We start from the raw sequence: 25,822 nt of genomic DNA, 5'->3' as shown, positions 1-25,822 counted from the left end.
GGCGCGCCAGCCACGAGGGAGTGCACGCATGACGGTCCGGATCATCCACGTCGGTCTCGGAGGGTGGGGCGGCAACTGGGCCCGCACCGCGATCCCGGAGGTCACCGAAGTGGAGGTGGTCGGGATCGTCGACCCGGTCCCCGCGACGCTGGACGCCGTGCGCACGGACCTCGGCCTGCCGGAGTCGGCGGCGTTCGCGTCCCTCACCGAGGCGCTCGCCGGGGTCGAGGCCGACGCCGTCGTCATCACCGCGCCCGCCGTGACGCACGTCCCGCTCGCGCTCGAAGCGCTCGAGGCCGGCAAGCACGTCCTCGTCGAGAAGCCGTTCGCCAACACCACCGACGAGGCCGTCACCGCCGTGCGCCGTGCGGAGGAACTCGGGCTCGTGCTGCAGGTCAGCCAGAACTACCGCTGGTACCCGGCACCCCGGGTCGCGCAGGAGCTGCTGGCGGCGGGCACGCTCGGCGAGCTGTCGGCGATCAACATCGACTTCCGGCAGTGGGACAACGACCTCGCGTTCGAGGAGCACCCGCACTACCGGTTCCCCCACGCCATGATCAACGACATGGCCATCCACCACTTCGACCTCATCCGGATGGTCACCGGACAGGAGGCCGTTCGCGTCTTCGCGAAGGCGTCGTACCCGTCGTACAGCAAGTACCAGGACGAGGCCGTCGCGTCGATGATCATCGAGCTCGAGGACGGACTCGTGGTCAGCTACCGCGGCAGCTGGCTCTCCCGCGGCCCCCGGACCGCCTGGGCCGGGGAGTGGAGCATCCAGGGCGAGGACGGCGAGCTGTGGTTCACGAGCCGCGACGGGTCGCCGAACGCCGTCGACGGTGACCGCGTCACCGTGCGCCGCACCCAGGACGACGAGGCCGAGGTCGTCGAGCTGCCGACGATGCCGCACACCGACCGGCAGGGCGGGCTGCAGGCGTTCGCGCACTCGGTGGCGGGCGGTCCCGCGCCGGCGACGAGCGGCCGCGACAACCTGCGGAGCCTCGCGCTCATGGAGGCGGCGGGCCGCTCGGCGGCCTCCGGCCGTCCGGAGGACGTCGTCGTCCCGTCCTGACGCGCGGCGTGCGGCGCCGCCTGCGGCGCCCGGCGGCGTGGCGCAGGGCGTACTGAGCGGAAACGGGCGTACCTGGTCGGTTTATCCGACCAGGTACGCCCGCTCTCGCTTGCCATCGCGTGCGTCGTGGGAACGACCGGGCAACGGACTGGAGGCGCGGTGCCGGGCCGCCCCGTGCCTCCCGTCCGACACCGCCCCGGTTCCGGACCCGCGAAAGCGACAGAACCGCGCGGAACGTTCGCGGCAACGAGTCGCTTTCGCGGCAGAGTCGCCCGCGCCGGCACGCGCCCGCGCGCTACGCGGCGCCCGCGGCGCGCCGCGCCTGCGCGACCGCCCCGCGCACCCCGAGCGACCACGCGGGCCCGTGCCCGGGCAGGACGTGCCGAGCCTCGGTGTCCTCGAGCCGGGACAGCGACGCCACCGCCGTGTCCACGTCCGCCGTCGCAGCCGGTGCCACCACACGGGGCCCGATGCCGCCGGTGTACGGGTCGAACGTCACGAGCGCGTCGCCCACGATCACGGCGTCCCGATCCGCGAAGTGCAGCGCGACGTGCCCGTCGGTGTGCCCAGGCGTCTCGATGATCCACGGCGACCCGGGCACGTCAGCGCGGGACTCCAGCAGGCGGGTGTCCACGATGCCCGTCACCGTCGCCGCTCCCGCGAGGAGCATCCGCCCGAGAGGAGCGAGGCCGCCCGGGTGCACGGCCACGAACCCGAACCGGTTCGTCTGCGGCCGGTAGGAGTAGGGGTGCGCAGCCAGATGTCGGTCGCCGGGGTGGACGTACACGGACGTGCCCCACTCCCGGTGCATCCGTGCCGCGGTGCCGACGTGGTCGAAGTGCCCGTGGGTCAGCAGGAGGCCCTCCACGCGCGCCGGCGAGTACCCGAGATCGTGCACGGCGAGCAGCAGGTGCGGCCAGGCGGCGGGCAGGCCTGCGTCGACCACCACCAGCTGGTCGCCGGTCTCGACGAGGTACGTGTTCGTGTGTGCGATCTCCAGCCGGTGGATGCCCTCGGCGATGTCTCGGAACAGCATGACGCGCACGGTATGCGCGTCGACCTGGACACCGATCCCGGCTGAGCCGTGTACGAAATGGGGAATGGCCAAGGACAGTCTCCCCGAGCTCGAACTCGCGAACGTCCGCACGCGAGAGGGCATCACGGACACCGTGACCGAGATCCGTCGTCGTGCGGACATCCCCGCGCGCACCCGTCTGGCGATCGCGAAGACCAAGCAGCGCTGGCACCGCGACCCCACTCCGCTCGTGGCGATGGGCGTGACCGCTGCGGCCGGTGTCGCGGCGATCGTCGTCGGCATCGCGATCCGCAACAAGCCCGCCGGGCACCTGGCCGAGCCGCCGGTGACCTCGGCGTTCACGGCGCTGCTGCCGTTCGGGGCACGCGGCGACGGACCCTCCGCCAAGGAGCAGGCGCAGCCCGGCCGGAAGGGCCGGAAGGCGCGGGCGAAGGCGGCCGAGGAAGCACTCGAGCGCGACCCGGTGCACAAGGCACGGGTGAAGCAGCGCGCCGGCATCGCAGCCGTGCAGCGCCGTGCCGACAAGAACCGCAAGGCTGCGGTGAAGCGGTCGAAGCAGGCCGTGAAGGCCGCGGCGAAGGGCTGAGACGATGGCATCCGACCACGGCAAGCCCGCCCCCGACGACTCCCGGAAGCCGGACAGCCCGGCCGACCTGACGAAGCCGACTGTCGTCTACACGCTGAAGAAGACCCTCCGCGAGTTCTCCAGCGACCAGTGCACCGACCTCGCCGCGAGCCTGACGTACTACTCCGTCCTCGCGCTCTTCCCCGGGCTGCTGGCCGTGGTGTCGATCCTGGGCCTCGTCGGCCAGGCGGACAACACGATCAAGACGCTGCTCGACATCATCGGCAACATCGGCTCGCAGGAAGTCGTCAAGCTGTTGGAGGGTCCGATCGAGGGGCTCGTCCGGTCGCCCGCCGCGCCGGTCACGTTCATCGTCGGTGTCGTCGGTGCGGTGTGGTCGGCCTCCGGGTACGTCGGTGCCTTCGGCCGGGCGATGAACCGGATCTACAACGTCCGCGAGGGTCGACCGATCTGGAAGCTCCGCCCGACCATGCTCGGCGTGACGCTCTTCACGGTGATCCTGCTCGTGGTCGGCCTGCTCGTCCTCGTGTCCGGCCCGCTCGCCCGCAGCTTCGGTGACGTGATCGGCCTCGGCGACGTCGCGGTCACGGTGCTGAGCATCGTGCAGTGGCCGATCCTGCTCGTGATCGCGATCATCGTCGTCGCCGTCCTGTACTACTGGGCGCCCAACGTGCAGCAGCCGAACTTCCGGTGGGTGAGCGGCGGCTCGATCCTGGCGATCCTGATCTTCATCGTCGCCAGCGTCGGGTTCGGGTTCTACGTCGGGAACTTCTCGAACTACAACGCAACGTACGGCTCCCTCGGTGGGGTGATCGTCTTCCTGCTGTGGATCTGGATCACGAACAACGCGCTGCTGTTCGGCGCGGAGTTCGACGCCGAGCTCGAACGCGGCCGCCAGCTGCAGGCGGGGATCCGCGCCGAGGAGGACATCCAGCTCCCCGAACGCGACACCCGACAGATCGAGAAGCAGGACGAGAAGCGGGCGCAGGACGTCCTCGACGGCATCAAGATCCGCGAGGGCGCCGACCGCCGCTGACGGCTGGTTCCCGGCCGGCGCCGCTACGGTTCGGCCCGTGCCGTCCTTCCTCGAGGGGCTCCCGTTCTGGTGGCTCGTCCTCGCGCTCTTCGCCGTGGTGTTCTGCCGTGCGCAGGCCACCTACTGGCTGGCGCGCGGTGCGGTCGCCGGGGCCTCACGGTCGCGGTGGGGCCGCTGGCTCGACTCGGCTGCCGTCCGCCGCGGCTCGGCGCTGCTCGACCGCTGGGGGCTGCCGGTCGTCACGGTGAGCTTCCTGACCGTGGGACTGCAGACGATCATGAACGCGGCTGCCGGGGTCGCCCGGGTGCCGTGGTGGCGGTACACGATCGCGATGGTGCCGGGGTGCGTGGCGTGGGCGTTCGTGTACGCGACCGTGGGGATCGCCCTGTTCTGGGCCGTCGTCGCCACCGTCGCGGGGTCGCCGTGGGGCGTGGTCGCGCTCGTCGCGCTGCTCCTCGCCGCCGGGGCCGTGGTCTGGTCGGTGCGCCGGCGGGCCGGTCGTGCACGCGCCGGCGCCGGAGGCGGCGTCTCGTCTCGCTGAGACGAGGCGCCGCGCCGGGCGCGAGACGCCGCGTCGGGCGCGAGACGCCGCGTCGGGCGCGAGGCGCCGCCTCGGGCGCGAGACGCCGCGTCGGGCGCGAGACGCCGCCGGATCGGGCGGTGTCTCGGTGTGGATGCGTCGTGTCGCGCGGCGCACGGCGTCAGGAACCAGCGAGACAGGGCCTGGAGGCGCGGTGCAGCCCCGCCCCGCCGCCTCCGTAGGCTGGTGCGCATGACCGACACCGCGCCTCCAGCCCGTCCGACCGCTCTCGTCACGGGCGCGACCCGTGGGATCGGCCGGGCCATCGCGCTCGACCTGGGACGGACGCACCACGTGCTCGTCGGCGGCCGCAGCGCGGACGCCGTCGCCGCGGTCGTCGCCGAGCTGCCGAGTGCGGCGCCCTTCGTCGGGGACCTCGGCGCGGGGGACCTGCCGGCGCTGCCGGACCGGCTCGACGTGCTCGTGCACTCCGCGGGCGTCGAGCAGGGCACCACGGTCGCGGACACCCCGCGCGACGTGTGGGAGCAGGTGTTCGCCACGAACCTCTTCGCGGTCGCCGAACTCACCCGGGTGGCGCTCCCCGCGCTCCGGGCAGCGCGGGGGATCGTCGTGCCGATCAACAGCGGGTCGGGGTTCCACTCCGGCCCCGGCGGTGGCGTGTACGCGGCGTCGAAGTTCGCGCTCCGTGCCTTCGCGGACGCCCTGCGCGAAGAGGAACGGGCGAACGGCGTGCGGGTGTCGAGCGTGCACCCGGGACGGACGGACTCGGACATGCAGCGCGCCCTGACCGAGAAGCTCGGCGAGGACTACAACACGGACTACTACCTCGCCCCCTCGGACGTGGCGGACGCCGTCCGGACCGTCGTCGACCTGCCCGAGCGGGGCACGATCGAGTCGTTGGCGATCCGGCCGACGCGGCGACGCTGAGTCCTCCTACGACAGCTCGATCCTCGTCGTGAGGTCGAGGCGCTCGAGGAACGCCTCGTCGTGGCTCACCACGACGAGGGCCCCGCGGTAGGCGCGGAGCGCGTCCACGAGCTGGTCGACACTCGTCAGGTCGAGGTCGTTCGTCGGCTCGTCGAGCACCAGGAGCTGCGGCGGCGGGTCCGCGAGCACCAGGCTCGCCAGCGCCACCCGGAACCGCTCCCCGCCGGACAGCGCTCCGGCCGGGCGGTCGACCGTGTCCCCGCGCACCAGGAACCGCGCGAGTCGGTTGCGGACCTCGGCCGGCGGGACGTGGGGTGCGTCCCGTCGGACGTTGTCGAGCACCGTGGCGGTGTCGTCGAGGGTGTCCTTCCGCTGCGGCAGGTACGCGATCCGGTCGACGTGCGGGACGGCACGGGTGTCCGGCAGCGGGTGCTCGCGGGCGTCGGGCACACCGACGAGCTGTTCGAGCAACGTGGTCTTGCCGACGCCGTTGTCCCCGGAGATGGCGATCCGCTCCGGCCCCTGCACGATCGTCTCGCGGCCCCGGACCGTGATCGTCGCGATCTGCCGGGCGGCCGGGACGTCCGGGTCCGGCAGCGTCACGTGGATCGACTCGTCGGTGCGGAGCCGGAGTTGTGCCTCCCGCTTGGCGTCGAGCGCTGCGGCCTCGTCGTCGGCGTACCCGGTACGGAGCCGCCCGGCGGTCTGCTCCCCACGCTTCCGCATCTCGTTCGCGAAGATCTTCGGCATGCCCTCTGCCGCCTTGACGCCAGAGCGAGCCCGGCGCGCGATCTTCGTCTCCGCCTCGATCCGCTGCCGCTTCTCGGTGCGGTGCCGCTGCTCGGCGACCCGGACCTCGCGTTCGACGGCGGCCTGCTGCACGGCGAGGTGCTCCTCGAAGGCGCTGAAGGTCCCACCGAACACCGTCATGCTCCCGGCCCGGAGCTCGCAGGTCTCGTCGACGTGCTCGAGGAGCTCCCGGTCGTGGCTGACGACCACGAGGGTGCCGTGCCAGTCGTCGACCATGTCGAGCAGCACCCCGCGGGCGCGGCGGTCGAGGTTGTTCGTCGGCTCGTCGAGGAACGCGATCGGTCGACCGCGCAGGCGGATGCCCGCGACCGCGACGAGCACGGCCTGCCCGCCGGAGAGGGTGCTCGCCGGGCGCTCGAGATCGGCCGTGGTGCCGGACAAGCCGATGGCGTCGAGCGCCGCGGCTGCCCGCTCCTCGAGGTCCCACGCGTCACCGACCGCGTCGAAGTGCTCCGGCGAGGCGTCCCCGCCGAGGATCGCCCGCAGCGCGGTGAGCGTCGGTCGGATGCCGAGCAGGTCGGCGACCGCGGCGTCGTCACCCGTCTGCAGGCGCTGCGGCAGGTGGTCGACGGGACCCGACGTCGTGACGGTGCCCGACGTGGGGTGGAGCCGACCGGTGACCAGCCGGACGAGCGTGGACTTCCCGGCCCCGTTCCTCCCGACCAGGCCGGTGCGGCCACGGCCGAAGGCGGTGGTGAGGTGACTGAGCGCGACGGTGCCGTCGGGCCAGGTGAAACTGACGTCGTTCAGGACGACGGACGGACTGATGGGCATGGCGGTGCCTCCCCGGTTGTCGAAGCTGGGCGCTCGACACCGGACCCACCGCCGAGGCGGTGGTGCGCCCGACGGGGCGCGTCATCACGGTGTCAGCGCGTGGGCTGAGCAGAACCGGTGATGGCCAGCAAGGCGTCTCTTCCGTCGGGGGACCCCCGTGTCCGCCATCCGTGCTGCCGGTCGGTCGTCCCGCCCCGGGAGCCTCGTGATGACGACGAGGTGGCACCACGCTACGCCCGCGTCCCGCGGACACGCAAGAGGTGACAGGCTGGGGGCATGCCGGAGAACCTGCTGCCGAACCCGACCGCGAACCCCGAGACGCTGCTCCCCGCCGAGCCGGAGGTGACCGCCGCGCTCGCCGCCGACACCCCGGTCGCGAGCGTCGTGGTGTCGCACCCGTCGTCGAGCCTGGCGTGGGCGCTCCTCGCCGACGAGGCCTGGGCGCGCGGGGCCACCCTCGAGTCCTACGCGTACGCCCGGGTGGGGTACCACCGCGGCCTCGACGCGCTCCGCAAGGCGGGGTGGCGCGGGGCCGGGCCGGTGCCGTGGTCGCACGAGCCGAACCGTGGCGTGCTGCGGGCCCTGTTCGCCCTGCGCCGCGCGGCGTCGGCGATCGAGGAGCCGGGCGAGCCCGAGCGCCTGACGGAGTTCCTGAACGCGTCCGACCCCGAGGCGCTGCCCGCGCTGTCGGCGGAGTCCGCTGAGTAGCGCGAGCTGCTGGCGCACAACCAAAGTCGCCCCGAACCACGCAGATGCGCGGTTCGGGGCGACTTTGGTTGTGCGAGGCCGGCGTCCGCGCCGGCGCGCCGCCGCGGCGGCGCGCCGCCGCCTACGCGAGCACCACGCTCCACGAGAACGCCTGCGGCCAGAGCTGGTGCTCCGGCAGCACGTCGAGGCCGCACGCACGCGAGCCGAGCCCGTGCTGCGCAGCGTCGAGGTACAGGTACAGGTGCTCCGACACGGGCAGCTCGTACGGGTGCATCGCGCGGCCGATCTGCTGCGCGGTCCACGGCGAGAGCGTGAAGCCCGCACGGTGCGACCCCACGGTCGACACGGTCAGGTCGCCCACCGACAACTCCCGCACGTCCGGGCGGTGTCCGGTCTCCTGCGGCACCGAGTACTCGACCCCGAGCGACCGCACCGGAGCCGTGAAGCGTCCGACCCGGGCAGCGTGCGACGAGTCCGCGTAGGACTCCAGCGGCCCCGTCCCGAACCACGACGCGTCACCGTCGGCGAAGGACGCCGGCAGGTCGAACCGCACACCGATGCGGGGCCACGTGACGTCCCAGGCGCCGAACGGCACCGCGTCGGTCTGCAGCTGCAGCCCGGCGTCCGTCAGGGTCCAGCGGTGCGTGACGTCGACGCCCCACCCGCTGTTCGCCGCCGCGACGCGGACGCGCTGCTCCAGGCCGTGGTCGGTCCGGGACACCGACACGAGTCGGTGCGTCAGCCGGTCGAGGCCGCGCTCCCGCCAGCGTGTCGCCGACGCGGGAGCGGACGGGTCGCCGACGCCGTGGGTCAGCACCGGGTCGGCCGTCTCGTAGCCACCCTGCGACGCGAGACTGTCGTTGTCGGTCGGTGCGCGCCACAGCTCGAGCCGCGGCCCGGCCACCTCGTGCCCCTTCCAGGACACCAGGTCACCGCGGGCCGAGAACGTCCCGTCGCCGAGTCGGTCGCCGTCCCACCCCTGACTGGAGGCCCGTGGTGCGTCCGCCACGCGTGATGCGACGAGCGTCTGGGTGCGTGCCAGGACGTGGCCGGTGTCCGCCCACGAGGTCGGCCCGGCAAGTTCGGCCGTGACGTCGAACCACAGCTCGTCGCCGGGGGCGAGCGTCGCGGTCGTGGCCTCGAGCACCTCGTCCGGCACCGGCACGGTCGCCGACCCACGCGCGGCGACGACACCGGGAGCGAATCGGCCCTCGTGCTCGACGACGCCGTTCCGTGCGAGCGTCCAGTGGAACCGGAGCCCGGCGGTCGACGCGGAGTGGAAGCGGTTCTCGATGAGCACCGTGCGGTCCGAGACGGCGAACCGGATCGGGGCGACCACGGCCGCGAACTCGGCGAGGCCCGGGGTGGGGGAGTCGTCGGGCAGGACGAGGCCGTCCATCACGAAGTTGCCGTCGTGGACCACCTCGTGGAAGTCACCGCCGTACGCGTAGTACGGCGTGCCGTCGGCCGTGTGGGCGAGCAGTCCGTGGTCCCGCCACTCCCAGACGAACCCGCCGTGCAGGCGCGGGTACCTGTCGACCAGGGCCTCGTACTCGGCGATCTGCCCGGGGCCGTTGCCCATCGCGTGCACGTACTCGCAGTGGATGAACGGCTTCGACCGCTGGCGAGCGGCCTCCGCCGGACCGCAGCCGAGCAGGGGTGTGGCCGGACCGCCGCCGATCGACTCGGTCTCCTGCAGCGTCGGGTACATCCGCGAGTACACGTCGGTGTACTCGCCCGTGTAGTCGCCCTCGTAGTGGACGGGACGCTCGGCGTCGCGGTCGTGCACCCACTGCGCCATCGCCGCGAGGTTCCGGCCCGTGCCCGACTCGTTGCCGAGGGACCACATCACGATCGAGGCGTGGTTCTTGTCCCGCTCGACCGTCCGCGCGATCCGGTCGAGGTAGGCGTCGCGCCAGTCGGGGTCGTCCGAGGGGTTGCCGACCCAGTCGGTGAAGACGAACCCGTGCGTCTCGAGGTCGCACTCCAGGATCACCCAGAACCCCAGCTCGTCCGCGAGGTCGAGCACGCGCGGGTGCGGCGGGTAGTGCGAGGTCCGGATGGCGTTGACGTTGTTGCGCTTCATGAGGGCCATGTCGGCCCGGGCGTGGGCTTCGTCGAACACCCGACCGCGCTCCGGGTGGGTCTCGTGACGGTTCACCCCGTGGAAGACCACGCGCTCGCCGTTGACGAGGAACCGGTCGCCCTCGATCGTCACGGTCCGGAAGCCGAGCCGCAACGAGACGGTCTCGCCGCCCGCGCTCCCACCGGCTGCGGTCCCCGTGGACACCGTCGCGTCGTACAGCTTCGGGAGCTCGGCGCTCCACGGTTCGACGCCCTCGACCTCGATCGGGGCGACGTCGTCCGGACCCGCCCACACCACGTCGACGCCGAGCGACGGCACGGCGAAGCGCACCGGGAACACGGCGTCGAGCGTCGGGAACGTGATCGTCCCGGTGCCGGTCGACGGCCGGCCGGACGCAGCGGTCCCGGCGGTCGCGGCGCTCCCCAGCGCAGCGGTCCAGCCGGCGCGCACGAACACGTCGTCGACCGGGGCGGTGGGCCGGGCGAGCAGCGTGACGTCGCGGAAGATGCCGGGCAGCCACCACTGGTCCTGGTCCTCCAGGTACGAGGCCGCAGACCACTGGTGCACTCGGACCCGCACCTCGTTCGACCCCGACCGCAGCACGTCCGTCACGTCGAACTCCGTCGCGAGCCGCGATCCCGTGCTCCACCCCACCAGCGAGCCGTTCACCCACACCCGGAAGTGCGACTCCACGCCGTCGAATCGCAGCAGCACCCGGGCAGCCGCGTCGAAGGACGTCGGCAAGGAGAACGTGCGCCGGTAGTCCCCGGTCGGGTTCTCCTCCGGCGGGTGCGGCGGATCGATCGGGAACGGGTACTGGAGGTTCGTGTAGCTCGGTGCGCCGTGGCCGTGCAGTACCCAGTGCGCCGGCACCGGGAGGGTGCCCCACTCGTCCTCCGGCCCGGGTTCCGGAACGTCCGCCACCGGCGACCACCGGAAGTCCCACTCCCCGTTCAGTGACAGGGACGGGGCGTCGGTGTGCAACCAGGCTCGTGGGGACAGTCGGGCGTCGGAACCCGGGGACGTGGAGGAGAGTGCGGCGATGGTCAACCCTTGACCGATCCTTCCGTGAGGCCCCCGCGCCAGAAGCGCTGCAGGACGATGATGGCGATGACGAGCGGGATCACCGAGACGAGCACCCCGCCGGTGGTGAGCTGGTAGAACTCCGGCAGCCGGTCGACCTGCGATCGCCAGTTGTTGAGTCCCAGTGTGATCGGGTACAGCTTCTGGTCGGCCAGCATGATGAGCGGCAGGAAGAAGTTGTTCCAGATGCCGACGACCTGGAACAGGAACACGGTGACGAGCGCCGGGGTCATCTGGCGGAGCACGATGGTGTGGAAGATCCGGAGCTCGCCGGCACCGTCGATGCGGGCCTGCTCGAGGAGTGCGGTGTCCACCGACGCCGCGGCGTACACGCGGCAGAGGAACAGGCCGAACGGGGAGACGAGGCTCGGGATGAGCACGCTCCAGTACGTGTCGGTGAGCCCGAGCGTCGAGAACAGCAGGAACAGCGGCAGGGCCGTCGCGGTCCCCGGCACGAGCACGCCGCCGAGGATCGTCCCGAACACGAGCTGCCGACCCCGGAACTCGTACTTCGCGAGCGCGTAGCCACCCGCGGCCGCGAAGTACGTCGCCAGCACGGCGCCGACGCCCGAGTACAGGATGCTGTTCGCGATCCACCGGACGAAGATGCCGCCGTCGTACGTGAACACCTGCTGGAGGTTGCTGAACAGCGCGAAGTCGCCGCCGAACCAGAACCCGTTCGTGGCGAACAGCGCCCCGGTGGTCTTCGTCGCGGCGATGATCACCCAGTACAACGGGACGAGGAAGTAGATCGCGACGATGACGAGGATGCCCGTCACGACGATCTGGGACTTCCCGGAGCGGTCGAGCTTGCGGCGCTGGTGCGCCGAGATCGACGTGGTGTCGAGCCGTTCCGCGTTGACGCGGGTGGCCGGCGCTTCGATGGCTTCGCTGGTCATGCGTCCGCCCCCTTCGTTCCGTTCTGCAGACCGGACCCGCCCTGGAGGCTCGGTGCGGCTTGGGTGGTGACCACCTGTCGGGCGGATGCGCGCGTCTCGAGCGCGCGCTGCGCCTCCAGGCCGTCCCGCTTCGCCCGCTTGCGGCGATCCCGTTCGTCCTTCGGCGGACGGTTCGTCAGCGCGAGGAACGCGAACGACAGGATGAACGCGGCCAGCGCGATGATGACCGCCTGCGCACTCGCGACGCCGTACTCGTTGAACGCGAACGCGTTCGTGTAGGCGGCGTAGTTCGGCGTGTACTCGGTGTCGATCGCCGGGGCGACCGTGGACAGGATCTGCGGCTCGGCGAAGAGCTGCAGCGTGCCGATGATCGAGAACACCGTCGTGAGGACGAGGGCCGGGGCGATGAGCGGGATCTGGATCCGCCACGCGACCTGGAACGCGTTCGCGCCGTCGACCTTGGCGGCCTCGTAGACCTCGCCGGGGATGGACTTCAGCTGCGCCACGATGATGAGCATGTTGTAGCCGGTGTACGTCCACGTGACGATGTTCGCGATCGACCAGAGCACGCTGTTCGCGCCGAGGAAGTCCGGCTGGAGCCCGACGGACTGCAGCAGGGACACGATCGGGGACAGGCCGGGCACGTACAGGAACGACCAGAGGATCGTCGCGATGACGCCGGGGACGCCGTACGGCATGAAGTAGATCGCGCGGAAGAACCCGGGCCAGCGGGCGCTCGCCGACTCGAGCAGCAGCGCGAGGATCGTGCAGGCGATGATCATCACGGGGACCTGCACGATGCCGAACAGCAGCATGCGGCCGATCGAGGCGACGAAGCCGGCGTCGTTCAACGCCGTGACGTAGTTGTCGAACCCGGCGAACCGGCCGGTGACGCCGTCCTCGCCGAAGAGCCCCTGCCGGTCCACCGTGGTGAAGCTCTGGAACAGCGCGCTGATGATCGGGATGATGAACGTCAGCACGAACAGGGCGAGGAAGGGTGCGAGCAGGATCCACGGGGCGCGCTTCTGGGCGACCGTGGCCTTCGTGCTCGTGCGGAAGCCGTTCTTCGGCTGTGTCGTGGTCATCGTGCCGTCCTCACGCTGAGGCCCTTGTCCTTGAAGGACTGGACGATCTCCTTCTGGGCGAGCTCGACCGCGTCGGTGAGCTTCAGGCCGCTGGTGAGCTTGCGGCGGAACTGGTTCTGCAGGCTCGTGAAGGCCGACTGCGTGACCGGGGACCACGACCAGTCGACGTTCTGCTCCTTGGCGGCGGGGACGAAGACGTCCTCGTTGTAGTTCTGCCCGGAGAACCACTTGCTCGGCTGCTCGCGCTGCGCCCCGATGTAGTCCTTCGCGGGGGACCACCCGATGCCGCAGTGCTTGATCATCGCGTCGATGCCCTCCTTCGAGGTGGTCATCCAGGTGATGAACTCGAGCGCCTCCTTCGGGTGCTTCGAGTTGGCGAGCACCGCTGCCGTCGAACCGCCGATCGCGCTCGAGCCGAAGCCGGTGTCGCCCCACTTCTGCATCGGCGCGACCTTCCACTTGCCCTCGCCGCCCTGCACGGACTCGATGAGGGCGTCACCCCAGCTCGCGCTCGTGACGGCCGCGATCTTGCCGCTCGCCGCCGCGGCGTACCAGCCGGGGGAGTACGCGCCGGCGCTCGTGTCGACGAGCTTGTCGTCGATGACGCCGTCGAAGAACTCCGCGACCATGAGGGTCTTGTCGTCGGTCATGTCGACGACCCACTCGTCACCGTCGACCTTGAACCAACGGGCGCCGGCCTGCTGCGCGTACGCGGCGAAGGGCGAGGCGTCGGAGACCGGGAAGACCTCGAGGTAGTTCTGCGCACCCGTCTTCCGGACCTTCTCGGCGAGGTCGCGCCACTCGTCCCACGTCGTCGGGGGTTCACCGCCGGCCTGCTCGAGCAGCGCGGTCTGGTAGTAGAAGCCCATGGGGCCGGTGTCCTGGGGGATGCCGTAGATGCCGTCCACGAACGAGACCTGGGCCCAAGCGGCGTCGTCGTACTTCGCCTCGTGGTCCTTCGCGCCGTAGCGGGCGAGGTCGACCAGGCCGTTGGCGAGCATGAACTCCGGGATCTGCCGGAGCTCGACCTGCCCGATGTCCGGGCCACCGCCGGCGGCCAGCGCCGAGTACATCTTCTGGTAGCCGCCGCTGTTGCCGCCGGGGATCCAGTTCGCGTTCACCTGGATGTCCGGGTGCGTCTCGTTCCACACGTCGCAGACCTTCTGCAGGTCCTTCAGCCAGGCCCAGTAGGTCAGTTCGACCTTCTGGCCGCTCGCGGCTGCGGGCACGAGCGCGGCCTTGTTGACGTTCGTCGAGCCGGGCACTGCACACCCGGCGAGGAGTCCGGCGGCAGCCGTGCCGAGGCCGAAGCCCAACAGCTGTCGTCTCGATACGGGGCGTCGGTTCGGTTGTGGCGTCATTGCCTGGACTCCGGTTCGTCGTCGAGCGGGATGGCGTCCAGCCAACCACAAAACCGAGCGCGGCTGTACTTTCGCGCAGACTCTGGACGTTCCCTCCGGACGTGGAACACCGTGCCCTGCGTGGGTGGAGTGTGGGCCAACACGAAACGTCGGGGTCCGTGACAGCCTCGGCGACCGTCCGAGAGGAGCTGCCATGACGTCGACCAACGCGACGAGCGAACTGCACGGGATCCTGGGAGAGCGGCTGGAGGGCGGTGGCACGTGGGCGTGGGCCTACGCCGACGTCTCCGGCAACGTCGAGGACCCACGACGACAGGCGGCGCTCAAGCTCCGCGGGGTCGAGGAGGCACTGCGCGCGCAGGGCGCATCGGACGAGGTCGTCGACGTCATCGCCGGCGAGTTCGAACAGGAGCCAGGGGTCCCCTCGCCCGTCACCCGCTACGTGCTCGTCCACGACGGCGCCGTCGTCCTGAGCGAGGTGCTGCCCGGCCACCTGCACGGCGTGGAGTCCGTCGGCGTCGGTGCCGTGCCGGACCTCGTGCCGCTCGTCGCCCACCGCCCGGTCGACCTGCCGTTCCTGGTCGTGCACGCAGGCAAGGAGGGCGGTGCCTTCCGCGCGTACCGGCTCGGGCACGCGCCCGTCGCGCTCGACGAGCAGCAGGTCCAGGGGCGCAACGACACCCTGCACTACGCGAAGGCCGGGACCGGCTGGAAGCAGCCGCACTGGCAGCAGCACACCGAGGAGATCTGGAAGCAGAACTCGTCGGAGACCGCCGCCGCCGTGGACGAGGCCGTCCGCACGATGCGGCCCGGGCTCGTCGTCGTCGCCGGTGACGTCACCGCACGCGAGCTGCTCGTGAAGGCGCTGTCGAGCGAGAGCCATGCCCTGACCTCCGTGTTCCCCGGGGACCCGCGATCGGACGCCTCGTCGAAGCAGGCGTTCGTCGAACACGTCGAGACCGCGCTCGCCCGTGTCGTCGCCACCCGTCGGCACGACCTCGAGGACCTGCTCCGCACCCACGTCGGCCGGGGCGACAACCTCGCGGTGACCGGCCTCGGCTCCGTCGTCGCCGCGCTGCAGCAGGCGCAGGGAGCGGTCGTCGCGCTCGACGCCGTGGCGATCGGGGACCGGACGCTCCTCGCACTCGCCGGGGCTCCGTGGGTGGCGACCGCGCCGGAGCAGGCGGCGGGGACGCCCGTGATCGGACCGGTCCCCGCCGTGTGCGCGCTCGTGCGTGCCGCGGTGCTCACGGACGCCGAGCTCCAGCTCGTGAACGCCGCGTCCTTGCCCGGCGGAGTGGCTGCGGCCGCGCTCCTGCGCTGGCCCGTGGGTCCCGCCGTGCCCGCCTGAGCCTGGGCTGCTCGGGCGTACCTGGTCGAAACGGGCGTACCTGGTCGATCCTTTCGACCAGGTACGCCCGTTTCCGCGTTCCATCGCGGGCGTTCTGGGACGTTTCAGTCGTGCAGCGTCCGATCGCGGCGGGGGACCAGGGGGAGCGCCAGCAACGGCAGGACCCCGACGATCGAGAACGACGCCGCGAACCCGAGCGCCCCCACGAGCGCGCCGACCCCGGGACCGACGGCGCTCGCCGCGATGAACTGCCCGGTGTTCTGCGCGCCGAGGGCCCGGCCGGACCAGAACGGCCCCGCCGCCTCGGCCACCGACGTGTACGTGAGACCGTTGTCGGCCACCGTGACGCTCGTCGCGACGACGAGGAACACCGCTGCGGCGGCGAGGTGCGTCGTGTCGACCAGCGCCAGCAGTCCCATCACGACGGCGGCACTCACCGCGACGATGCGGAGCGGCCCGACCCGTGACCCGGCGCGGTCGCTCCAGGCGCCGACGAGGATCCGGCCGATCGCGCCGACGAACTGCGACGCCCCGACGAGCAGCCCCGCCGCAGGGGTCGACCAGCCGAGGCCGACGAGCCACACCAGGCCGTACGTCGACAGCGTGAACTGCGGCACCACCAGCAGGATCGACACCGCGTGGATCCGCCAGAGGAACCCGTTCGCCCGGTACGGGTTCGCCACGTGCTCCACCGGGGCGTCCGCACGGGCCGGCCGGGGCGGGTTCGCGATGCCGATCGCGCACAGCACGGCGAGCACGGCGCACAGGACGATCGGCAGCACCAGGGCCGAGCGGATGCCGGCCGCCTCGGCGAGCTGCGGCACCGTGACCGCCGCGAGCGTCACCCCGAGCGGCTGCGACATCTGCCGGATGCCCATCGCGAGGCCCCGCCGCTCCTTCGGGAACCAGCCCACCACGACCCGACCGCTGGCGGCGTTCGTCGAGGCGCTCGTCATGCCACCCGCGAGGAACGCCAGCCCGAGCAGCACCGGGTTCCCCGCCGCGGCCCAGGCCCCGACGACCGCCAGGGTGGTGAGCACCAGACCGCCCGCGATGACGACGCGCTCGCCGAAGCGGTCCGTGACGGCTCCCCAGGCGATGAGCGTGAGGACCATGCCGAAGGTCGGTGCCGCGGCGAGCAGTCCCGCCTGGGTGAGCGACGCGCCCTGGGCGTGCAGGTACGGGATGAGCAGCGCCGGGGCGGACACCACGAGGGTGCCGGCGGCCTGGGCGGCGACGCCGAGGGCGAGCATCGTCCAGGCGCGGGAGGTGGTTGTCACGAGCATCGTTTCGTTGCGGAACTGATTGGTATACCAAAACGGTATACCATCCGGGCCGCTCCGCTACTAGGCTGGATCGCCGTGACCGAGACGACCGATGCAGCGCCGGTGTCGCAGACGAGTCAGCTCTACGACAACCTGCGTGCCGCGATCCTGACCCTCGAGATCGCGCCGGGGGAGCGCATCTCCGAGCGTGGCCTCGAGGCGCGGTTCCACGCCTCGCGCACACCGGTGCGCGCAGCGTTGTCGCGGCTCGAGCGCGAGGGGCTCATCCTGCACGAGGGTCGCTCGTGGACGGTGACCCCGATCGACCTCGACGAGATCGCCTCACTCGCGGAGCTCCGTGGCGTGCTCGAACCCGCCGCCGCCCGGCTCGCCGTCGGTCGTGCCTCCGAGGAGCAGCTCGCCGAGGTCCGCGCACACCTCGACACGCTCCGGCCGACGCCCGACCAGCAGGCCGGCATCCGGATGGGCTCGACCTTCCACCTCGACCTCGCCGCGCTCGGCGGCAACCGGTTCATCACCGACGCCATCGCCGACGCCCTCACCCGCCTGGAGCGCACGCGCTGGATCGAGGTCCGTACGCCCGAGGCCCGCGACGCCGCGTGGGAGGAGCACAGCGCCATCATCGACGCCGTGCGCGCCGGAGACGGCGACCGCGCGGCCGAGCTGCTCGCGGCCCACGTCGCCGGGACGAACGACCGCCTGCTCGCGTGGATCGCGCAGGAGCGTCGCCGTCTGCGTGGCGCGGGCATGGCGATCGTGGGCAGCACCGAGCGCTGACCGGCTCACGCGCGCCGCGTGCCCTGGAGGCGACCGATCTGCAGAAGGCGCGGTGCGGGGCGGACCCGCACCGTGCCTCCTGGCCGGTGGCTACGGTTTCGTCGCGGTGTCCTCAGCCGCGTCGATCTGGTCGAAGATCCAGGCGTTCCCGCCGTCGGTGTGGTCGAGCAGTGCGTCGCGCACCTCGGCCTCGTCGGTGGTGAGCTTGATCGCGTTCTTGCTGCCGGACCGTGTCGACTGGGACATCGTTTTCTTCTCCTGTGTGTGTGGGCACCGTTCGCGGTGCGCTTCCTCACGGGACGTACTGAGGTCGCACCAGTGTGCGGTCAGCACCGCCACTGCGCAAGGGATTCCGGTCACGTGGGGAAAAGTCCCGGCGTGCACCATGCCTAGGATGGTCCGGCCGCACGGCTCGCGGCACGGAAGCAGCGGATGTCGGACGGGAGGCACGGCTTGGCCGAGCAGCGCACCGCACCTCCCACGGTCTACGACGTGGCCTCCGCCGCCGGTGTCTCGATCGCCACGGTGTCGCGCGTGCTGCGCACGCCCGACGCGGTCCGCGAGGGCACACGAGACCGGGTGCAGGCGGCGATCCGCACCCTCGGCTACGTGCCGTCCGGCAACGCCCGGGCCCTCGCGGGCAAGCGCACCGGCGTGGTCGGACTGCTGCTGCCCGGGTTCGACGTCGTGCCGGACGAACGACCCGACCTCGTGACCGACGGCGGCGTCCGCGTGGTCGACGACCGACGGCACGTGACGCAGCCGTTCTCGTCCAACCTGTACTTCGACGAGGTCCTGCGCGGCGCCGAGACCGAGGCGTGGCAGCGCGGTCTGGCGCTCATGGTGGCGGCGGGGCGCGGATCCTCCCGGGACGTCATCGTCAACGACGTCGCCGGCCGGGTGGACGGCCTCGCGGTGCTGGCGCAGACCGTGCCGGACGACCTGCTCGAGCACGTCGCCCGACGGATCCCGGTCGTCGTGCTCGCCGACGACCGTCGCTCGCACGGCTTCGACTCCGTGAGCGTCGACAACGCCGCGGGGATGCGGACGCTCGGCTCGCACGTCATCGGTCGGCTCGGCATCCGGTCGTCGCTCGTGTACCTGGCGGGACCGATCGACTCCCCGGACGACATCGAGCGTTCGGCGGGGTTCCGGCAGGCGCTCGACGACCACGGGGTGCCGGCGTCGGCGGTCCGGGTCGTGCACGGCGACTTCGGTCGGGTCCGGGCGCGGGAGCTCGCGGCGCAGCTGCTCGACGGGGAGGCCGTCCCCCGGGCGATCGTGTGCTCGAACGACCAGTCCGCGCTCGGGGTCCTCGACGCTGCGGTGGCACGGGGTGTGCGGGTGCCGGAGGACCTCGTCGTCACCGGGTTCGACGGCATCGACGCGGGGCGGTTCTCGGTGCCCCGCCTGACGACCGTGCACCAGCCGATGGGGGAGCTCGGGCGCGCTGCCGTCCGGGCGATCGTGGATCGGTTGGAGCGACGTGAGGGGCCGCCGCGGGCGGTGCGTCTGCCGGTCGAGGTGCTCCTGCGCGAGAGCTGCCCGCCGGCGCTGTAGTCGCGCGCCGCGCGCTCGCTCGCGCGCCCTCGCACGGTGCGGGGTCGTGCCGCGCGCCTGTCGCGTTGGCTGCGCCAGTGTGCGAGGTCCCGCGCAGTGTGCGGGGCTCGGACCCTCGCACGCAGGACGGAACCTCGCACACTGCGATCCCGAGCCTGCGATCCCGACCCGCACGTCCCGACCCGCACGCCGCGCGCCCGCGCGCCCGCGCGCCCGCGCGCCCTCGCACGGTGCGAGGTCGCTTCGCGCCCGCCGCGCCAGTGTGCGAGGTCCCGCGCAGTGTGCGGGGCTCGGGCCCTCGCACGCAGGACGGAACCTCGCATACTGCGATCCCGATCCGCGCGCGACCGATCCGCGCGCGACCGACCCGCGCGTCCCGACCCTGCGATCCCGCCCCGCCCGCGACCGCGCGACCCGTACCGCCCCGGCAATCAAAGCCGCGGTTGCGCGACGCGATGTAAGCGCATACATTGTCTCCGTACCGACTCGACACGGAGGTCGACCGAGCAATGACGCTTCCCCCACAGCGCACGCGCGGGCAACAAGAGCCGCGCACCCCGGGCACCCGCCGGGGACGGCGTGGCCGTCTCATCGCGGCCATCGCCGGCATCGCGGTCGTGGCCCTCGCGGCCACCGGCTGCAGCATCCAGGTCCGGTCCCAACCGGACCCGAGCATCGGCAAGGACACGATGCTCATCAACGCGGACCACGGCAACCCCTTGTTCGACCGCAACTTCAACCCGTACATCGCGAACGCCCGCACCGCGAGCAAGTGGATGTACGAGCCGCTCATCGAGGTGAACCCCCTCGACGGCAAGCGGAACCCGTGGCTCGCGAGCTCGTGGACGCAGCCGGATGCGAAGACGATCGACATGACGATCCGCAGCGGTGTCGAGTGGTCCAACGGCGACCCGTTCACCGCGAAGGACGTCGTCTTCACGTTCGACCTGCTGAAGAAGTTCCCCGCGATGGACATCAAGGGCGCGTGGCAGCACATCGACACGATCGAGCGGAAGGGCGACCACGTCGTCTTCCACCTCAAGTCGGAGGATGTCCCGAGCCTGACGATCATCGGCCAGACGTACATCCTCGGCGAGAACCACTGGGGCAAGGTGAAGGACCCCACCACCTGGAGGGACCCGAACCCCGTCGGCACCGGCCCGTTCGTGCTCGGCAACTACACCGACCAGCAGTACTCGATGGACAAGAACCCGAAGTACTGGCAGGCCGACAAGATCGCCATCAAGCACCTCATCCTGCCGGCGACGAACACCCAGCTCGACACCGTCACGCGCGGCTACGACTGGGCGTACTCGTTCATCTCCGACGTCAAGGGCACCTGGGGCGCCGCCTCGAAGACGAACACGTACTGGTTCCCGCCGGGCGGTGTGATCGGCCTGATCCCGAACCTCACGAAGGCGCCGTACAACGACGTCAACGTCCGCCGGGGCATCTCGCTCGCGCTCGACCGTGACGACATCGCCGAGACCGCGACCGAGGGCAACCTGAAGGCCGCGGCGCAGACCGGCCTGATCCTGCCGAACCAGGAGCAGTACGTGAACGAGGACATCCCGAACAAGGGTGTCGTCACGCAGGACACGAAGGCGGCCGTCGCCAGCTTCGAGAAGTCCGGCTACACGGTCCAGGACGGCAAGATCGTCAAGGACGGCAAGCAGCTCGAGATCAAGATCATGACGGCGAACGGCTACTCCGACTGGCTCCGCGCCGCGCAGGAGGTCCGCCGCAACCTGACCGCCATCGGCATCAAGGTGACGATCCAGGCACCGCAGCCCGCCGGGTACCAGCAGAACATCAACAACGGCACGTTCGACATGGCGATGGGCGGCATGGGCAACGGCGACGTCTACCAGGCGTTCAACTCCCTGCTCAGCAGCGACTTCTACCAGCCGGTCGGCAAGTCGACGGTGAACAACTACGAGCGGTACAGGAACGCCGACACGCAGCAGCTCCTCGACGAGTACAAGGCGACGACGGACACGGCCAAGCAGCAGGAGATCCTCGACCAGCTGCAGGAGGTCGTGTACAACGACCTGCCGGTGATCGGCATGTACTACGGCGGCCTCTGGGGCCTCTTCAACACCGGCAAGTTCGTCGGGTGGCCCAGCGCGGAGGACCCCTACATGGCGCCGCAGAACTACGACTCGGCACCCCTGCTCATCTTCTCGAAGCTCCGGCTCCGCGACAGCGCGGCGGGCAAGAAGATCCTGCAGGAACAGCGGGACGCGAAGCAGACGGAGGACCAGAAGTGAAGTACATCCTCCAGAAACTCGTCCTCTTCGTCCTGACCCTCTGGGCCGCGGTCACGCTGAACTTCGTGCTCCCGCGACTCATGCCGGGCAGCCCGACCGACGCCGCCCTGGCGAAGCTCAGCCAGAACGGCCCGGTCACCGACGCCACCAAGAAGGCCATCGAGGCGCAGCTCGGCGTCCCGACCGGCAACCTCTGGGACCAGTACGTCAGCTACCTGCACCAGGTCGTGACGCTCGACTTCGGCACGAGCTACACGTTCTACCCGCAGCCGGTCGGCGACCTCGTCGCCCGGGCCCTGCCGTACACGCTGATCCTGGTCGGCGTGGTGACGATCCTCGCCTTCGTGCTCGGCACCCTGATCGGTGTCGGCGCGGCGTGGAAGCGCGGCACCTGGCTGGACTCGCTCCCGACGCTGTCGGGCTCGTTCATGTCGACGTTCCCGTACTTCTGGACGGCGCTCCTGCTGCTCTTCTTCCTCGGCTACGTGGCCCACTGGTTCCCGACCACGGGCGCCTACTCGGCGACCACGACACCGGGCCTGAGCGGCGCGTTCATCGGGGACGCCCTGCAGCACGCGGTGCTGCCGGCGGTCACCATCCTCGTGACGAGCCTCGGCGGCTGGATCATCGGAATGCGCAACGCGATGATCAACACCCTCGGTGACGACTACGTGACCTTCGCCGAGGCAAACGGTCTCCGCGGTCGCACCGTGGCGATCCGGTACGCGGCCCGCAACGCGATCCTGCCGAACCTGACCGGCTTCGGTCTGGCGCTCGGTGGCGTGGTCGGCGGTTCGGTCCTGGTCGAGCAGGTGTTCGGCTACCCGGGCATCGGCTACCTGCTGTTCAACGCCGTGATCGGGCAGGACTACCCGCTCATGCAGGCCCTCTTCCTGATGATCACCGTGTCGGTGCTCATCGCCAACTTCATCGTGGACGTCCTCTACGGCGTCCTGGACCCGAGGACGCGTCGATGACCAGCAACGCAACCGTCGCAGTACGGACCCAAGAAGAACAAACAGCCCCGTCGAAGTGGCGAGCAGCAGCCCGCCAGTTCGGCGTCGTCTGGAGCAACACCAAGGCCCGGATCGGCATCATCATCCTCGCGGTCTTCGTCGTGGTCGCGATCGCAGCCCCGCTCCTCGCCCCCTACGGCGCCAGCCAGAACGGGTTCGCCCGCAGCGCCGACGCCACGTGGGCGCACTGGATGGGCACGACCGCCGCCGGCGAGGACGTCCTGTCCCAGATCATCTACGGCGCCCGGATCTCCGTGCTCGTCGGTGCCGTCGCGGGCCTGTTGTCCACGCTCGTCGCCGTCGCGATCGGCCTGAGCTGGGGCTACGTCCGCGGTTGGATCGCCGAGGTCATCGGGTTCATCGTGAACCTGTTCCTCGTCATCCCCGGCCTGCCGCTCATGATCGTCATCGCCGCATACCTGCAGAACGGCGGCATCGCGGTCATCATCGCGGTGATCGTGGTCACCGGCTGGGCCTGGGGCGCGCGCGTCCTGCGCAGCCAGACGCAGTCCCTGCGCGGCCGTGACTTCGTGACCGCGGCACAGTTCTCCGGCGACGGCGCGACGCGCATCGTGTTCCGCGAGATCCTGCCGAACATGACGAGCCTCATCGTCGGCTCGTTCTTCGGTGCGGCCACGAGCGCGATCCTCGCCGAGGCAGGCCTCGAGTTCCTGGGGCTCGGCGACTCGTCGATCGTCAGCTGGGGCACGATCCTCTACTGGGCGCAGAACTCCAACGCGCTGCTCACGGGGCAGTGGATCCTGCTGTTCGCCCCGGGTCTCTGCATCGCACTCCTCGCGATGAGCCTCACCCTGATCAACTTCGGCGTCGACGCCGTGTCCAACCCGCGGCTGCGCGAGGGCGCGCGGCCCCGTAAGGAGAAGACCGCATGAGCGGGTCGCGAGCACCGCAACCAGCAGACGGCCTGGAGGCGCGGGACGGCGCCGCCACGCGCCTCCCGTCCGACGCCACGAGCGCCACGCAGGACGTCCTGCTCGACGTCCGCGACCTGTCGGTCGTGTACGAGTCGGCCGGCCAGGAGGCCGTCCAGGCGGTCGACCACGTGTCCTTCCAGCTGCGGAAGGGCGAGTTCGTCGGCCTGGTCGGCGAGTCCGGCTCGGGCAAGTCGACCCTCGGGTACGCGCTGACCCGGTTGCAGAAGCCGCCGGCGCGCACGAACGGCGGGAACATCTTCTTCGGCGGGCACGACATCCGCGACCTCGGCGACGAGGAGCTCCGGCAGCAGCGCCAGGGCGGCTTCGCCATGGTCCTGCAGTCCGGCATGAACGCGCTCAACCCGGTGCGGACCATCCGGAACCACTTCGTGGACGTCTTCAGGGCGCACGGCCACGTGCCGCGCGAGCGCTGGGACGCCCGGATGAAGGAGCTCATCGAGAAGGTGAAGCTCCCGACGGCGATGCTCGCCCGCTACCCGGGGGAGCTCTCCGGCGGCATGCGGCAGCGCGTGTCGATCGCCCTGGCGCTCTCGCTCGAGCCGCAGCTCATGGTGTTCGACGAGCCGACCACGGCGCTCGACGTCCTCGTGCAGCACGCGGTGATGGACACCATCATCGAGCTGCAGCAGTCCGAGGGCTTCACGGCCGTCCTGATCAGCCACGACCTCGGCATCGTCCTCGAGGCCACCGAGCGCGTCCTCGTCATGCACGAGGGGCGCATCGTCGAGGACGGCGGCTCGAAGGACATCCTCCGCGACCCGCAGGACGAGTACACGAAGATGCTGCTGTCGCACTACGCCGACCCGCGCGCCGAGGTGGTCTCGCTCCCCGGATTCCCCGACCGGTCGCTCCGTGACCCGGCGGCCACCCGCCAGGAGACCACGTCGTCCTTCAGCACGGTCGGGTCCCGTGAGCGCAGCGCCGCCCGCAACCCGATCGTCGTCGACCACATCGTCAAGACCTACCCGGCACCTCGTCGCGGCGAGCAGCCCGTGCAGGCGGTGCGCGACGTGTCGTTCACCCTCGAGCCCGGGCAGTCGCTCGCCCTCGTCGGCCAGTCCGGTTCGGGCAAGTCCACCATCGCGAAGCTGCTGACCGGCGTCGAGAAGCCGACGACCGGGACCGTCCGGTTCGGTGACACCGACGTGGCGAAGCTCGGGCGGCGTGGGTTGAAGGACCTCCGCTCCGAGGTGCAGATGGTGTTCCAGGACCCGTACGCGGCGCTCAACCCGCTGCACACGGTGGAGTACACGCTGTCCCGCCCGATCGCGAACTACACCGGGCTCCGCGGGCACGACGCCCGCAAGCGCGTGCTCGAGCTGCTCGACACCGTGGGACTCACCCCGGTGGAGCAGTTCGCGCAGAAGCTCCCGCACCAGCTGTCCGGCGGGCAGCGGCAGCGCGTCGTCATCGCACGGGCGCTGGCCTCCGACCCGCAGGTGATCATCGCCGACGAGCCGGTGTCGATGCTCGACGTGACGCTCCGTGCCGGGGTGCTCGCGCTCCTCGAGGACCTGCGCGAACAGTGGGGCGTCTCGCTCCTCTACATCACGCACGACCTGCTGAGCGCCCGACTCATCACGGACGACATCATGGTGCTGCACGACGGCGCCGTGGTCGAGCGCGGTCGCACGGCCGAGGTGCTGCAGAACCCGCAGGACCCGTACACGATCGACCTGCTCGACGCCGTGCCGAACCCGCGCCGTGCCCTCGCGGAGGGTCGTCTGTGAGCCTGCACGCGTTCCCGTCGGTCGCGGCGTTCGGGCACCAGCCGACGCCCGACGGGGTCGACGTGGTCGGCATCGACCTGCCCGTCGGTCGGCTGACCGCCTACCGGGTGGTCCCGTTCGGCCCGTCGAAGGGGACGGTGCTCATCGTCCCCGGGTACACGGGCTCGAAGGAGGACTGGCGCACCTTCATGCCGCTCCTGCGCGACGCCGGCTGGACCGCGGTGGCGATCAGCCGCCGAGGCCAGGCCGACTCGGCAGCGCCGGACGACCGCGCGGCGTACACGCTCGAGCAGGAGGCCGCCGACGTCGTCCGTGTCGCCGCCCTGCTCGACGACGGCGCGCCCGTGCACCTCGTCGGGCACTCGCTCGGCGGCGTGATCGTCCGCGCCGCCGCGATCGCCTCGCCGTCGTCCTTCCGGGACGTCACCCTGTTCTGCTCCGGCCCGCACGGCTGGGCGAACCGCAAGTTCGCCGAGAAGGGCATCGTCGCCGAGACCTGCAGCAACCGAGCCCTCTTCGATGCGCAGAACCCGCTCTGGGCCGGCCGCCCCGACGAGGAACTGCCCGACGACCCGCGCTTCGTCCGGGAACGCTTCGACCACACGAGCGTGCTCAGCGTGCTCGGCGGTGCCGCGATCCTCGAGGACACCGCCGACGACACCGCCGCACTCGCGAGCACCGGGCTCCCGACGCTCGTCGCGCACGGCATCTGGGACGGCGCCTGGCCGATCCCGTGGCAGCACGACATGGCGACCCGGCTCGGCGCCGAGTACGCCGTCATCCCGGAGAGCTACCACGGCCCGCAGGTCGAGAACCCGCTCGGCACCCTCGCCGTCTTCGACACGTTCATGAACGCCCACTGAAAGGACCCC

The 25,822-nt window shown here is 71.2% G+C and carries 22 protein-coding genes; 14 read left to right on the top strand and 8 right to left on the bottom strand.

All coding sequences use genetic code 11. From position 1 onward, the window contains the following. Window positions 1-28: 28 nt before the first annotated feature. The gene (locus CRP27_RS17240; protein ID WP_097181842.1) at window positions 29-1,072 is read left to right on the top strand and encodes a Gfo/Idh/MocA family protein; all 1,044 of its coding nucleotides are present in this window, start codon (window positions 29-31) and stop codon (window positions 1,070-1,072) included. 295 nt (window positions 1,073-1,367) lie between these two features. On the opposite strand, the gene CRP27_RS17235 is transcribed toward CRP27_RS17240, so the two are convergent. After that, window positions 1,368-2,108: an MBL fold metallo-hydrolase gene (locus CRP27_RS17235; RefSeq protein ID WP_097181841.1), complete on the bottom strand. Its 741-nt coding sequence runs from the start codon at window positions 2,106-2,108 to the stop codon at window positions 1,368-1,370. Window positions 2,109-2,172: 64 nt separating this feature from the next. Between CRP27_RS17235 and CRP27_RS17230 the strand changes: the two genes are divergently transcribed. From CRP27_RS17230 to CRP27_RS17215, 4 genes are all read left to right on the top strand, one after another. Further along, window positions 2,173-2,694, top strand: a complete 522-nt coding sequence (locus CRP27_RS17230) for a hypothetical protein (RefSeq protein WP_097181840.1) — start codon at window positions 2,173-2,175, stop codon at window positions 2,692-2,694. 4 nt (window positions 2,695-2,698) lie between these two features. After that, complete coding sequence (locus CRP27_RS17225) at window positions 2,699-3,730, top strand: YihY/virulence factor BrkB family protein (protein ID WP_097181839.1); 1,032 nt, start codon at window positions 2,699-2,701, stop codon at window positions 3,728-3,730. 37 nt (window positions 3,731-3,767) lie between these two features. Continuing rightward, a complete protein-coding gene (locus CRP27_RS17220; protein ID WP_097181838.1) occupies window positions 3,768-4,271 on the top strand; it encodes a DedA family protein in 504 nt (167 codons plus the stop codon). 231 nt (window positions 4,272-4,502) lie between these two features. Continuing rightward, complete coding sequence (locus CRP27_RS17215; RefSeq protein WP_097181837.1) at window positions 4,503-5,198, top strand: SDR family oxidoreductase; 696 nt, start codon at window positions 4,503-4,505, stop codon at window positions 5,196-5,198. A 6-nt stretch (window positions 5,199-5,204) separates the two neighbouring features. Here the strand turns inward: CRP27_RS17215 and CRP27_RS17210 are convergent, their stop codons facing one another. Beyond that, entirely contained in the window at window positions 5,205-6,782 is a 1,578-nt protein-coding gene (locus CRP27_RS17210; protein ID WP_097181836.1) for an ABC-F family ATP-binding cassette domain-containing protein, read from the bottom strand. Between the two features lie 276 nt (window positions 6,783-7,058). Between CRP27_RS17210 and CRP27_RS17205 the strand changes: the two genes are divergently transcribed. Beyond that, window positions 7,059-7,490 carry a DUF3151 domain-containing protein gene (locus CRP27_RS17205; protein ID WP_097181835.1) on the top strand — a complete coding sequence of 144 codons (432 nt, stop codon included), beginning with the start codon at window positions 7,059-7,061 and terminating at the stop codon, window positions 7,488-7,490. Between the two features lie 121 nt (window positions 7,491-7,611). Here CRP27_RS17205 and CRP27_RS17200 read toward each other — a convergent pair whose 3' ends face one another. The 4 genes from CRP27_RS17200 to CRP27_RS17185 are packed head-to-tail and all read right to left on the bottom strand — an operon-like array spanning window position 7,612 to window position 14,004. Further along, on the bottom strand, window positions 7,612-10,626 hold the full coding sequence (locus tag CRP27_RS17200; protein ID WP_097181834.1) for a glycoside hydrolase family 2 TIM barrel-domain containing protein: 3,015 nt from the start codon (window positions 10,624-10,626) through the stop codon (window positions 7,612-7,614). Next, the gene (locus CRP27_RS17195; RefSeq protein WP_079238017.1) at window positions 10,623-11,558 is read right to left on the bottom strand and encodes a carbohydrate ABC transporter permease; all 936 of its coding nucleotides are present in this window, start codon (window positions 11,556-11,558) and stop codon (window positions 10,623-10,625) included. The genes CRP27_RS17200 and CRP27_RS17195 overlap by 4 nt, the downstream gene beginning before the upstream one ends. Then, on the bottom strand, window positions 11,555-12,643 hold the full coding sequence (locus CRP27_RS17190) for a carbohydrate ABC transporter permease (RefSeq protein WP_097181833.1): 1,089 nt from the start codon (window positions 12,641-12,643) through the stop codon (window positions 11,555-11,557). The genes CRP27_RS17195 and CRP27_RS17190 overlap by 4 nt, the downstream gene beginning before the upstream one ends. Further along, on the bottom strand, window positions 12,640-14,004 hold the full coding sequence (locus CRP27_RS17185; protein ID WP_097181832.1) for an extracellular solute-binding protein: 1,365 nt from the start codon (window positions 14,002-14,004) through the stop codon (window positions 12,640-12,642). Before CRP27_RS17185 ends, CRP27_RS17190 begins: the two co-directional genes overlap by 4 nt. Before the next feature lie 193 nt (window positions 14,005-14,197). Here CRP27_RS17185 and CRP27_RS17180 point away from each other — a divergent pair, with 193 nt between their 5' ends. After that, window positions 14,198-15,355, top strand: a complete 1,158-nt coding sequence (locus CRP27_RS17180; protein ID WP_097181831.1) for a Vms1/Ankzf1 family peptidyl-tRNA hydrolase — start codon at window positions 14,198-14,200, stop codon at window positions 15,353-15,355. 104 nt (window positions 15,356-15,459) lie between these two features. On the opposite strand, the gene CRP27_RS17175 is transcribed toward CRP27_RS17180, so the two are convergent. Then, entirely contained in the window at window positions 15,460-16,608 is a 1,149-nt protein-coding gene (locus CRP27_RS17175; RefSeq protein WP_255257649.1) for an MFS transporter, read from the bottom strand. 108 nt (window positions 16,609-16,716) lie between these two features. Here CRP27_RS17175 and CRP27_RS17170 point away from each other — a divergent pair, with 108 nt between their 5' ends. Further along, window positions 16,717-17,418, top strand: a complete 702-nt coding sequence (locus tag CRP27_RS17170; protein WP_255257647.1) for a GntR family transcriptional regulator — start codon at window positions 16,717-16,719, stop codon at window positions 17,416-17,418. Window positions 17,419-17,508: 90 nt separating this feature from the next. On the opposite strand, the gene CRP27_RS18330 is transcribed toward CRP27_RS17170, so the two are convergent. Continuing rightward, complete coding sequence (locus CRP27_RS18330) at window positions 17,509-17,664, bottom strand: hypothetical protein (protein ID WP_176505665.1); 156 nt, start codon at window positions 17,662-17,664, stop codon at window positions 17,509-17,511. Between the two features lie 207 nt (window positions 17,665-17,871). Here CRP27_RS18330 and CRP27_RS17165 point away from each other — a divergent pair, with 207 nt between their 5' ends. The 6 genes from CRP27_RS17165 (at window position 17,872) to CRP27_RS17140 (ending at window position 25,813) form a co-directional block, all read left to right on the top strand. Beyond that, window positions 17,872-18,978: a LacI family DNA-binding transcriptional regulator gene (locus tag CRP27_RS17165; RefSeq protein WP_255257646.1), complete on the top strand. Its 1,107-nt coding sequence runs from the start codon at window positions 17,872-17,874 to the stop codon at window positions 18,976-18,978. A gap of 509 nt (window positions 18,979-19,487) precedes the next feature. Further along, entirely contained in the window at window positions 19,488-21,248 is a 1,761-nt protein-coding gene (locus CRP27_RS17160) for an ABC transporter substrate-binding protein (RefSeq protein WP_255257645.1), read from the top strand. After that, window positions 21,245-22,225: an ABC transporter permease gene (locus CRP27_RS17155; protein WP_097181828.1), complete on the top strand. Its 981-nt coding sequence runs from the start codon at window positions 21,245-21,247 to the stop codon at window positions 22,223-22,225. Before CRP27_RS17160 ends, CRP27_RS17155 begins: the two co-directional genes overlap by 4 nt. Then, window positions 22,222-23,157, top strand: a complete 936-nt coding sequence (locus CRP27_RS17150; protein WP_097181827.1) for an ABC transporter permease — start codon at window positions 22,222-22,224, stop codon at window positions 23,155-23,157. The genes CRP27_RS17155 and CRP27_RS17150 overlap by 4 nt, the downstream gene beginning before the upstream one ends. Next, window positions 23,154-24,950, top strand: coding sequence for an ABC transporter ATP-binding protein (locus CRP27_RS17145; RefSeq protein WP_255257644.1), 1,797 nt, complete (start codon window positions 23,154-23,156; stop codon window positions 24,948-24,950). Before CRP27_RS17150 ends, CRP27_RS17145 begins: the two co-directional genes overlap by 4 nt. Then, a complete protein-coding gene (locus CRP27_RS17140; RefSeq protein ID WP_097181826.1) occupies window positions 24,947-25,813 on the top strand; it encodes an alpha/beta fold hydrolase in 867 nt (288 codons plus the stop codon). Before CRP27_RS17145 ends, CRP27_RS17140 begins: the two co-directional genes overlap by 4 nt. The last annotated feature ends 9 nt before the right edge of the window (window positions 25,814-25,822 follow it).

It is taken from the genome of Curtobacterium sp. 314Chir4.1, from assembly GCF_900215175.1.
GTDB classification, from domain to species: domain Bacteria; phylum Actinomycetota; class Actinomycetes; order Actinomycetales; family Microbacteriaceae; genus Curtobacterium; species Curtobacterium pusillum_A.
The sequence above is the reverse complement of the archived record's forward strand: the minus strand, read 5'-3'. Positions and strand labels throughout refer to the sequence as shown.

Coding starts and splice junctions, on each gene's coding strand:
- CRP27_RS17180 (WP_097181831.1), top strand. CDS start 14,198: ATGACGTCGACCAACGCGACGAGCGAACTGCACGGGATCCTGGGAGAG.
- CRP27_RS17175 (WP_255257649.1), bottom strand. CDS start 16,608: ATGCTCGCCCTCGGCGTCGCCGCCCAGGCCGCCGGCACCCTCGTGGTG.
- CRP27_RS17205 (WP_097181835.1), top strand. CDS start 7,059: ATGCCGGAGAACCTGCTGCCGAACCCGACCGCGAACCCCGAGACGCTG.
- CRP27_RS17185 (WP_097181832.1), bottom strand. CDS start 14,004: ATGACGCCACAACCGAACCGACGCCCCGTATCGAGACGACAGCTGTTG.
- CRP27_RS17225 (WP_097181839.1), top strand. CDS start 2,699: ATGGCATCCGACCACGGCAAGCCCGCCCCCGACGACTCCCGGAAGCCG.
- CRP27_RS17210 (WP_097181836.1), bottom strand. CDS start 6,782: ATGCCCATCAGTCCGTCCGTCGTCCTGAACGACGTCAGTTTCACCTGG.
- CRP27_RS17235 (WP_097181841.1), bottom strand. CDS start 2,108: ATGCTGTTCCGAGACATCGCCGAGGGCATCCACCGGCTGGAGATCGCA.
- CRP27_RS17150 (WP_097181827.1), top strand. CDS start 22,222: ATGACCAGCAACGCAACCGTCGCAGTACGGACCCAAGAAGAACAAACA.
- CRP27_RS17190 (WP_097181833.1), bottom strand. CDS start 12,643: ATGACCACGACACAGCCGAAGAACGGCTTCCGCACGAGCACGAAGGCC.
- CRP27_RS17215 (WP_097181837.1), top strand. CDS start 4,503: ATGACCGACACCGCGCCTCCAGCCCGTCCGACCGCTCTCGTCACGGGC.
- CRP27_RS18330 (WP_176505665.1), bottom strand. CDS start 17,664: ATGTCCCAGTCGACACGGTCCGGCAGCAAGAACGCGATCAAGCTCACC.
- CRP27_RS17145 (WP_255257644.1), top strand. CDS start 23,154: ATGAGCGGGTCGCGAGCACCGCAACCAGCAGACGGCCTGGAGGCGCGG.
- CRP27_RS17160 (WP_255257645.1), top strand. CDS start 19,488: ATGACGCTTCCCCCACAGCGCACGCGCGGGCAACAAGAGCCGCGCACC.
- CRP27_RS17240 (WP_097181842.1), top strand. CDS start 29: ATGACGGTCCGGATCATCCACGTCGGTCTCGGAGGGTGGGGCGGCAAC.
- CRP27_RS17195 (WP_079238017.1), bottom strand. CDS start 11,558: ATGACCAGCGAAGCCATCGAAGCGCCGGCCACCCGCGTCAACGCGGAA.
- CRP27_RS17230 (WP_097181840.1), top strand. CDS start 2,173: ATGGCCAAGGACAGTCTCCCCGAGCTCGAACTCGCGAACGTCCGCACG.